The sequence below is a fragment of the Kitasatospora sp. NPDC007106 genome, assembly GCF_040634455.1.
Taxonomy (GTDB): Bacteria; Actinomycetota; Actinomycetes; order Streptomycetales; family Streptomycetaceae; genus Kitasatospora; species Kitasatospora arboriphila.
Map to the genome: position 1 here is coordinate 1 of NZ_JBEYFP010000196.1, position 9,933 is coordinate 9,933.

General features: G+C 73.7%; 5 protein-coding genes. All 5 read right to left on the bottom strand.

Annotation, left to right across the window (positions count from 1 at the left end; translation table 11 throughout):
* Nucleotides 1-88: 88 nt before the first annotated feature.
* Nucleotides 89-5,029 carry an NAD-glutamate dehydrogenase gene (locus ABZ641_RS17445; RefSeq protein WP_344623401.1) on the bottom strand — a complete coding sequence of 1,647 codons (4,941 nt, stop codon included), beginning with the start codon at nt 5,027-5,029 and terminating at the stop codon, nt 89-91.
* 316 nt (nt 5,030-5,345) lie between these two features.
* Complete coding sequence (locus ABZ641_RS17450; protein ID WP_359982758.1) at nt 5,346-6,926, bottom strand: aldehyde dehydrogenase family protein; 1,581 nt, start codon at nt 6,924-6,926, stop codon at nt 5,346-5,348.
* 153 nt (nt 6,927-7,079) lie between these two features.
* Nucleotides 7,080-7,739 carry an HAD family hydrolase gene (locus ABZ641_RS17455; RefSeq protein ID WP_344623400.1) on the bottom strand — a complete coding sequence of 220 codons (660 nt, stop codon included), beginning with the start codon at nt 7,737-7,739 and terminating at the stop codon, nt 7,080-7,082.
* 30 nt (nt 7,740-7,769) lie between these two features.
* A complete protein-coding gene (locus ABZ641_RS17460) occupies nt 7,770-8,279 on the bottom strand; it encodes a hypothetical protein (protein WP_344623459.1) in 510 nt (169 codons plus the stop codon).
* Nucleotides 8,280-8,410: 131 nt separating this feature from the next.
* Nucleotides 8,411-9,472, bottom strand: coding sequence for a patatin-like phospholipase family protein (locus ABZ641_RS17465; protein WP_359982756.1), 1,062 nt, complete (start codon nt 9,470-9,472; stop codon nt 8,411-8,413).
* Nucleotides 9,473-9,933: the final 461 nt, after the last annotated feature.

The following is a 9,933-nucleotide window of genomic DNA, read 5'->3' on the forward strand; positions in this document are numbered from 1 at the left end:
GGTGGGGTAGCCCGCGATCGGCTTGAGGCTGCCGACGCTCGCCGGGGTCGTCCGGTTCGGACGGTCCGCCCCCGCGGGAGCTGCCGGGTCAGCGGCCGGTGCGCAGCAGGGTGCGGATGACCCGCATCGCGACCGAGAGGCTGGACAGCTCGTAGTTGTCCGAACCCCTTATGTCGTCGAGGGTGGTCTTCGCACGGCTGAGCAGGGTGCCGTTGAGGTCCGCCCAGGCCTTGTAGCGGTCCTCCGGCGAGGAGCCGGCGGGGCCGCAGGCCAGCACGTCCGCGGTGAGCGCGGAGTGCGCCGCGAAGAGGTCCTCGCGGATGGCGGCGCGGGCCATCGAGGACCAGCGGTCGGTCCGCGGGAGCTCGATGATGCGGTCCAGCAGGTGGGTGATCTGCAGGCGGTCGGCGAGGTCGTAGTAGAGCTCGGCGACCTCCATCACGTCGGAGTCGGAGCGGTCCGCGACGCCGACGATGTCGAGCGTCGGGAAGGCCGAGGAGAGTCCGGCGATCCGGTTGGCCAGTTCGTCCGGCACGCCGGCGGCGGCGAGCTCCTCGTAGACCGCCTCGAACCAGCCGAGGTCCTCGCCTCGGAGCGGCTTGGGCAGGCTCTCCCAGACCTGGTTGACCCGGTCGTGGAAGAACTCGATGGTGCCGGCGATGTCCAGCGGCTGGCGCCGGTTGTTGAGCATCCAGCGGGTGGCGCGCTCGACGAGCCGGCGGACGTGCAGGCGCATCTTGATCTGCACCCGGGCCGCGACCTTGTTGTCCAGGCCCTCGATCTGGTCCCAGAGCTGCTCCAGGCCGAAGACGGCGCGGGCGGCCGCGTGGGTGCGGGCGATCTCCTCCATCGTCGCGCCGGTCTCCTCGCGGAGCCGGAAGGCGAAGGTGCAGCCGCCGCGGTTGATCGTGTCGTTGACGATCAGGGTGGTGATGATCTCCCGGCGCAGCGGGTGGTTGTCGATCGCGTCGGCGAACCGGGCCCGCAGCGCGCTGGGGAAGTACAGGTGCAGCGCGTCGCGGAAGTACGGGTCGTCGGGCAGGTCGGTGGCGAGCAGCTCGTCGGCCAGCGTGATCTTGGTGTAGGCGAGCAGGACGGACAGCTCGGGCTGGGAGAGCCCGCGGCCGGCCTGCTGGCGCTCGCGGATCTGCTTCTCGACGGGCAGGAACTCCAGGGCCCGGTCGAGCTGCCCGTCGGCCTCCAGCCGGTTGATCATGCGGGCGTGCACGTTGACCATGCTGGCGGCCTGGGCGACGGCGTTGGCGAGCACCACGTTCTGCGCGTAGTTGTTGCGCAGCACCAGGCGGCCGACCTCGTCGGTCATCTCGGCGAGCAGCGCGTTGCGCTGCTTGACCGTCATGTCGCCGTCGGCGACGACCTGGTTGAGCAGGATCTTGATGTTCACCTCGTGGTCCGAGGTGTCGACGCCGGCCGAGTTGTCGATGGCGTCGGTGTTGATCCAGCCGCCGGTGCCCTCGGGGCCGCCGCTCGCGGCGAACTCGATGCGGCCGAGCTGGGTGCAGCCGAGGTTGCCGCCCTCGCCGATGACCCGGGCGCGGACCTGGTTGCCGTTGACCCGGATCGCGTCGTTGGCCTTGTCGCCGACCTCGGCGTTGGTCTCGGTGGAGGCCTTGACGTAGGTGCCGATGCCGCCGTTCCAGAACAGGTCGACGGGCGCCTGCAGGATCGCCTTCATCAGCTCGGCCGGCGTGATCTTGGCCGCCTGCACGCCGAGCCGCTCGCGGACCTGCGGGGAGAGCTGGATGGCCTTCGCGGTGCGCGGGAAGACGCCGCCGCCGGCGGAGATCAGCGACTTGTCGTAGTCGTCCCAGGAGCTGCGGGGCAGGTCGAACAGCCGGCGGCGCTCGGCGTAGGAGACCGCGGCGTCCGGGTTCGGGTCGAGGAAGATGTGCCGGTGGTCGAAGGCGGCGACCAGCCGGATGTGCTCGCTGAGCAGCATGCCGTTGCCGAAGACGTCGCCGGACATGTCGCCGATGCCGACGACGGAGAAGTCCTCGGTCTGGGTGTCGACGCCGATCTCGCGGAAGTTCCGCTTGACGGACTCCCAGGCGCCGCGGGCGGTGATGCCCATGCCCTTGTGGTCGTAGCCGGCCGAGCCGCCGGAGGCGAAGGCGTCGCCCAGCCAGAAGCCGTACGACTCGGCGACGCCGTTGGCGATGTCCGAGAAGGTCGCGGTGCCCTTGTCGGCGGCGACGACCAGGTAGGTGTCGTCCTCGTCGTGGCGGACGACGTCGACCGGGTGGACGACCTCGCCGCCCTTGAGGTTGTCGGTGATGTCGAGCAGCGCCGAGATGAAGGTCTTGTACGAGGCGATACCCTCGGCCAGCCAGGCGTCGCGGTCCACCGACGGGTCCGGCAGCTGCTTGGCGACGAAGCCGCCCTTGGCGCCGACCGGCACGATGACGGTGTTCTTGACCATCTGGGCCTTGACCAGGCCGAGGATCTCGGTGCGGAAGTCCTCGCGGCGGTCGGACCAGCGCAGGCCGCCTCGGGCGACCTTGCCGAAGCGCAGGTGGACGCCCTCGACGCGCGGGGAGTACACCCAGATCTCGAAGGCCGGGCGGGGCGCCGGCAGGTCCGGGATCGCCTTCGGGTCGAACTTCATCGACACGTAGGAGTGCCGGTCGCCGTCGTCGGCGTGCTGGAAGAAGTTCGTCCGCAGGGTGGCCTTGATGAGGTGCAGGAAGGAGCGCAGGATGCGGTCCTCGTCGAGCGAGACGACCTCGTCGAGCGCGCCGTCGAGCTCCTCCATGAGGCCCTCGGTGAGCTCGTCGGCGCCCAGCCGGTGGCTGGGGCTGAGCCGGGCCTCGAAGAGGTTCACCAGCAGGCGGGTGGTGTGCGCGTTGTTGCGGAGCGCGTCCTCCATGTAGTCCTGGGAGAAGGTGCTCCCGGCCTGGCGGAGGTACTTGGCGTAGGCGCGCAGCATCATGGCCTGGCGCCACGTCAGGCCGGCGGTGAGGACGAGGCCGTTGAAGCCGTCGTTCTCGGCGCGTCCCGTCCAGGTGGCCGAGAAGGCCTCCTGGACGCGCTCGCGGGCCTCGTCCGTCAGCTCGGTGGCCTCGCGCAGCCGCAGGCCGAAGTCGTACACCCACGCGGTGGTGCCGTCGGAGCGGCGCAGCGCGTACGGGTGCTCGTCGAGGACCTCGACGCCCAGGCGCTGCAGCACGGGCAGGACCTCGGTGAGCGAGATCGGGCCGCCGACCCGGTAGATCTTGAAGCGGCGCTCGTCGTCGCCGGCGCCGACCGGCTGGTACAGGTTGAGCCGGAAGTCGCCCTCGCCGTGCAGCGCCTCGATCTGCTTGAGGTCGGCGACGGCGGTGCGCGCGGTGAAGTCGGCGCGGTAGCCGTCGGGGAAGGCGTTGGCGTACTTGTGGGCGAGCTCGGCGGCGCGCTCCTCGCCCAGCTCGATGTGGAGCTGGTCGTTGAAGCCGTCCATCCAGAAGCGGGCGGCCTCGGCGAGCTTGGCCTCGATCCGCTCGACCTCGGCGTCGGTGAGCTGCGGCAGCTCGGCGCCGGGGGCGACCCGGACGACGAAGTGCAGGCGGGTGAGGACCGACTCGGTGGCGTACACCGTGTAGTCGATCGCGTCGCCGCTGAGCTCCTCCTTGAGGATCTCGGTCAGGCGCAGCCGGATGCGGGTGGTGTAGCGGTCGCGCGGCAGGTAGACCAGCGCGGAGAAGTAGCGCCCGTACTCGTCCTGGCGGAGGAACAGCCGCAGCCGGCGGCGCTCCTGCAGGTAGAGGACGTTGGTGGCGATGGCCTGGAGCTCCGCCGCCGGGGTCTGGAACATCTCGTCCCGGGGGAAGGTCTCCAGGATCTGCAGCAGGTCGCGGCCGTCGTGGCTGTCGCCGGAGAACCCGGAGCCGGAGACGACCTCCTGGACCTTGCGGCGGACGACCGGGATGCGGGTGACCGACTCGGTGTACGCGGCGGAGGAGAACAGGCCGAGGAAGCGGCGCTCGCCGACGACCTCGCCGTTGGCGTCGAACCGCTTGACGCCGACGTAGTCGAGGTAGGCGGGGCGGTGCACGGTGGCGCGGCTGTTGGCCTTGGTGAGCACGAGGAGCTTCTTCTCGTGCGCCTTGGCGCGGACGGGGGCGGAGAGCCGGCCGAAGGCCTCGCTGACCGGGTGGTGGTCGCTGTCGTGGCTCAGCGGGTCGGCGCGCAGGATGCCGAGGCCGGTGCCGGCGACGGCCTTGAGGACCTCTTCGCCCTCGTGCTCGACGAGGTCGTACTCGCGGTAGCCGAGGAAGGTGAAGTGGTCGTCGGCCAGCCAGCGCATGAGCTCCCAGGCCTCGCCGACCTCCTGCTCGGGCAGGTGGGCCGGGGGCTGCTCGGCGAGCTCGTCGGCGAGGCGCAGCGCGGAGTCGCGCATCTTGGACCAGTCCTCGACGACCTCGCGGACGTCGCCGAGGATGCGGCGCAGGTTGGTCTCGATGGAGCGGAGGTCGGCGCGGTCGGTCTCGCGGTCGATCTCGATGTGCATCCAGGACTCGACGACGGCGTCGGCGGGCCACTCGGCGCCGGCGGCCTGGCTGCGCGAGCAGGCGTCGATGTCGAGGATCTCCAGCAGTTTGCCGGTGATGTCGCGGCGGACGGCGAGCTGGGGGTGGACGACGAGGTGGATGCCGCGGTCGAGGCGGGTCAGCTCGTTGGTGACCGAGTCCACGAGGAAGGGCATGTCGTCGGTGACGACCTCGACCACGGTGTGGCCGCAGCTCCAGCCGTTCTCCTCGACGGTCGGGGTGTGCACCCGGACCTCCGCCGTCCCCTGTGGGCGCTTGAGGCCCAGCCGGTAGTGGGAGGCGGCCGCGCCGTAGACGTCGACCGGGTCGCGGTCGACCAGGTCCTCGGGCGCGGTGTGGAGGTAGTAGTGGTGCAGGTACGCGGCCAGAGCACCGTTGCTCAGACCCTCCCCTGGCGCCGCTCCCCCCACCTGGCTGTTCTCAGCGGCTGCTGCTGCCTTGGTGAGCAGTTCGGCCTTGGCTGCGTCCAGCTTGGTCTGCATGACTGTTTGGCTCCTGTCGCGCGCCGTTGCGTGACTCGGTGATGGCTGGGTGTGCACCGCCGGGTCTGTCCGCAATGCTCCCGCATCCCGGGGGCGAAAACCGCTCGTGCCACGCATGAGAAGCCCTGCACCTGGGTACGACAGCTCGTTTGGCCAGCGGGGGAAGGCCCGGCGACGCCAGTCAGCCTAACCTGATGAAACGAAGGTGTCAGGGGACACGGAGGAGCAATCCTGCAGGATGCCGACGCCCTACTGGACACCTTGTCCAAACCGGCGGGTCACTTCGCGTCAGCCCCTGTCAGCTGTTTCCGTCCCGTCACCCCAGGTGCGTCCGGCTGTCACCGACGGGCGCCCCGAAGGCCTCCTCGACCGCGCGGACGGACGTCCATCGGAGCAGGTCGGCGGCGGCGCCGGCGCGGTCGACGGTGCCGCCCGGCCCGCCGTTGACGCGGAGGCCGGCGGCGGCGAACCGCAGCCGGTCGACGGCCTGCGCGGTCGCGTACCGGTCCCGGGCGAGCACCGAGCCGGTCGGTGCCTGCGGGGCGTCGGTGCACACCCGGTGCAAGGCGGCTTCCCAGTCCGCGTCCTCGTACACCCGGACGGCCAGGACCGGGCCGGGGCAGTCCGTCCGGAAGACCTCGCCGCGGCCGTCGGCGCAGTCCAGCACGGTCGGGCGGACGAACCAGCCGATGGCGTCGTCGTACTGGCCGCCGGCCGCGAGCTCCGTGCCCGGGTCGCGTCCGGCCCGCTCGATCGCGGCGCGGGTCCGCTCGTAGGCCGGTCCGTCGATCAGCGCGCCCATGGCGGTGCCGAGGTCGGTGACGTCGCCGACGGCCAGTGCGTCGACCTCGGCGAGGAGGTCGGCGCGGATCCGCCGCCAGAGGGTGCGCGGCAGGTGGGCGCGGCCGAGCGCGGAGCGGCCCTGCCCCTGGTGGGCGAAGGCGCCGTGGACCAGCGCGGTGCGCAGCAGGTCCGGGTCGGCCGACGGGTGGGCGAGCAGGAAGCCCTTGCCGCCGGTATCGCCGGTGATCCTCGGCCGGTTGCGGTAGCGGTCGAGGTGCGCGGCGATCTCCGTCCACAGGCCGTGGAAGGCCGCGGCGGTGCCGGTGAAGTGCAGTCCGGCGAGGGCGGGGCTGGCGAGGGCGACCTGCGAGGCCGCCCGGCCGTCGCCGGTGACCAGGTTGACCACGCCGGGCGGCAGTCCGGCCGCCTCCAGCAGCCGCATGAGGTGGTGGGCGGCGAAGGTCTGGGCTGGCGCGGGCTTCCAGACCACGGTGTTGCCCATCAGGGCGGGGGCGGTGGCCGCGTACCCGGCGGCGGCGGTGGAGTCGAACCGGGTGAGCACGTAGGCGAAGCCGTCCAGCGGCCGGTGGTCGGCGCGCCGCCACGTCCCGGGCGGCGAGGCGGGCTGTTCGGCGAGGATCCGCCGGGCGGTGTGCACCCCGGACCGCCAGAGGTCGGCGAGGGCGCAGACGGCGTCGAGTTCGGCCTGCAGGGCGGTCTTGGACTGGCCGAGCACGGTGGCCGCGGCGAGGGTCTCCCGCCAGGGGCCGGCCAGCAGGTCGGCGGCGCGCAGGAGGACGGCGGCCCGCTCGTCGAAGGGCAGGGCCCGCCAGTCCGGGGCGGCGGCGAGCGCGGCGTCCACGGCGAGCCGGGCGTCCTCGTGGGTGGCGCTGCCGAGCACGCCGAGCCGGGCGGCGCGGTGGTGCGGCTGGACGACGTCGATCCGCTCGCCGCCGCCGAACCGCAGCTCGCCGGCGATCGTCATCGGCAGCGGCAGGGGTTCGGCGGCGAGTTCGTCCAGCCGGCGTTCCAGCCGCTCCCGTTCGGCACTGCCGGGGGCGTGGCCGCGCACCGGCTCGCCGAGGGGGACGGGGACCCGGGTGACGGCGTCCAGGGGCATGCGGGGCTCCGCTCGTTCCGGTGACGGCTGCCCCACCAGGTTGACCGCAGCCGCCCGGATCCGGGCCCGCCGACACGCCTGCCCCCGGCCGCACCCGCCGAGCCCGGCCGGCCGCGATCACCGGCGGCGCCGCCCCGGGTCGGCCGGTCAGCCGGCCAGTTCCTCGGCCACCGCGACGGCCTCGGCGAGGGAGTCCACCACCGGCACGCCGACGCCCTCCAGCTTCTCCCGGGTGTGCGAGCCGCCGGTGTACAGCACCGCGTGGATCCCCGACTCCAGGGCGGCCTGCGCGTCGTCCACGGCGTCGCCGATCAGCACCGTGCGGGCGGGCTCCAGGCCCGGGCCGAGCGCGGTGAGGTGGGCGGCCAGGAAGCCGGCCTTGCGGCCGCCGGAGGCGCCGGTGCGGCCGTCCACCCTCAGGAACCGGTCGGTCAGCCCGAAGGCGTCCACCACGGGCACCAGCCGCTCGTGCTCGTACATCGACAGCAGCGACTGGCTGCGGCCGGGCCGGGCCAGCCAGCCGTTCAGCAGGTCCGGAACGCCCGTGGTGAGGCCGCAGTCCGGGCTGAGCTCGCGGTAGCGGTCGTGGAACGCGTCGTCCAGCGCCTCCCACTCGGCCTGGCTGGGCACCCGGCCGAGCAGCCGCTGGTAGAAGCGCGGGATCGGGATCTCGTAGAGCTCGCGGTACTCCTGCAGGGTGAGCGGGTTCAGCCCGACGGTCGCGAAAGCGGCGTTGCTGGCGCCCAGCACGGCCTCCATGTCGTGGAAGAGCGTGCCGTTCCAGTCCCAGACGATGTGCGTGCGCATCCCAGGAACGCTACCTGCCGGCGCCGACGGTCAGGCCAGCAGGCCCGGGATCTCCTGGGTGGCGAACCAGAGCAGCTCGTGGTCCTCGGCGCCGTCGACGGTGAACTGGGCGTCCTCGTCGCCCTTGTCGGCCGCCTCGACCGCGTCGGCCGCGGCCGCCACGTCGGCGACCACGTCCGCGTCCGCGACGTCCGCGTGCACCGCGGCGGCCTTGGCCAGCGGCACCGGGCCGTGCAGCACCACCCGGCCGAGCGAGGCCTGGTCCTGGTACTCGTCGCCGGCGAACGCGCCGACCGCGGAGTCCGCGACCTCCACCGCGACGACGACCCGCCGGCGCGGCGCCGCCGGGTCGGCCGCCAGCAGCCGCACGGAGGCGTGCGCGGCACGGTTCAGCGCCGCGTACTCCAGCTCCTCGATGTCGTCGCTGACGTACCACTCGCGCAGCGCGGGGGTGACGGCGTAGGCCGCGACCTGCTCCAGGACGCCGCCGGGGTGCGCGGCCGCCAGGCCGGTCAACGTGGTGGGCACGTACACGCGCATCGCTGGCACTCCGCTCCTGGGTGGTGTCCTGGGTCGTGCGGACCGTCGGGCCGCGACCGCCGCGCCCCCAAGGATACGGGCCCGGTGATCACCGTACGGCCCGGACGGCGGAGACCGTGCGCACCGGCGGGTCAACGCGGCGCGCCGAGCGCCCCCAGGGTGGTGCGCAGCGCCGAGTCCAGCACCTCGGGCCGGCGGGCCGGGTCCATCATGTTGGGGCCCATCACGGCCAGGTCGGCCAGGGTCGGGGCGAGCAGCTGCACCCGGGTGCCGGAGGAGCGCAGCAGCCGCGCCTCGCGCATCATCTGCCGGGTGACGGTGCGCCGGTAGCGGCTGACCAGCTGGGCGAGCATGCCGCGCGGCCGGTCCCGGGCCCGCCACTCGCGCAGTGCGGCGACCGCGCCCCGGCCGGGCTCGGCGCGCCCCTCCGGGTGCAGCCGCAGGGCCATCGGCGCGAGCACGTAGATCTCGTCCAGGCCGCGTCCGACCATCAGGTCCGCGTTGGTCGCCGACCAGCAGCCGCCGTCGACGTAGGGACCGCCGGCCACCTCGACCGGCGCGAACCAGCCGGGGATCGCGCAGGACGCCATCACCGCGTCGGCCATCGGTGCGGGCGGCGCCCCGGCGTCGCCGAAGACCACCCGGCGGCCGCTGCGGTAGTCCACCGCGACCACCCGCAGCGGCGAGCCGTCCGGCCAGCCGTCCCCGCCGGGCAGCGCGCGCACCAGGTCGCCGACCGGTGCCACCGAGCCGCGGCCGGGCGGGACGACGGCGGAGACCATGGTGAGGAAGGGGTACTCGCGCGGGTGCCGGACGGCGTCCCGGAGCAGGCCGGGCGAGCCGATGCCGGGTGCGGGCCGCGGCGGCAGCGCACCGCCGGCCGCCGTGTCGTAGTCGAACGCGACGCCGGCCAGCGGGCCGGTGGTGATCGGCAACCCGTGCTGGTGGTCGCGGAGCTCGCCCGGCCGGACGCCGACCGCGAGCAGCGCACCGAGGATGGCCCCGGCCGAGGTCCCGAGGACGACGTCCGCCGAGCCGGGCCGCCAGCCGGTGGCCTCCTCGACCGCGCACAGCGCCCCGACCGTCCAGGCCGCGCCGAGCATGCCGCCGCCGCCGAGCACCAGCCCGCGCCGGGGTCCGCCCGCCCGTTGCGCCGCGGCCGGTCCGCCGCCGGTGGTCACCTCGGTCGCCATGCCGCCTCCCTGGGCTCGTCCGCCTGCCGATCCTCCGCCCTACCGGCCGGTAGGTCCGGCCGCCCGGCCGCCGTGCACCGAGGTTTTCACCTGCCCCGGCCGTACTCCTTCGTGCACCTCCGGGCCTTCCCGCACGTCAACCGGCCGCACGCCGGACCGCTCCGACCGGCCCGGCAGCACGGGCCGCCTCACCCGGATAGGTGACACCGCGGCGGTCCCCCGGCCGTCGGCGGCGGGTCCTTCAGCGGCGCCGCGGACGGTCGATAGCAACAGCAGCAGACCCCGCCGGAACCAGACCGACAGGAGGCCGGCCGATGGCCGAGCACCGCGCCACCGCCCCCGTCCACGCCGCACGGCACGCCGCGGACCCTGCGGCGCTGCCGCTGGTCCGGCCGCTGGTGCACGGGCCGGGACGGGTGCAGCCGCGCCGGCCCGTCCGCCACCCGCACCCGGGCCGGCAC

Coding starts and splice junctions, on each gene's coding strand:
- ABZ641_RS17445 (WP_344623401.1), bottom strand. CDS start 5,029: ATGCAGACCAAGCTGGACGCAGCCAAGGCCGAACTGCTCACCAAGGCA.
- ABZ641_RS17455 (WP_344623400.1), bottom strand. CDS start 7,739: ATGCGCACGCACATCGTCTGGGACTGGAACGGCACGCTCTTCCACGAC.
- ABZ641_RS17460 (WP_344623459.1), bottom strand. CDS start 8,279: ATGCGCGTGTACGTGCCCACCACGTTGACCGGCCTGGCGGCCGCGCAC.
- ABZ641_RS17465 (WP_359982756.1), bottom strand. CDS start 9,472: ATGGCGACCGAGGTGACCACCGGCGGCGGACCGGCCGCGGCGCAACGG.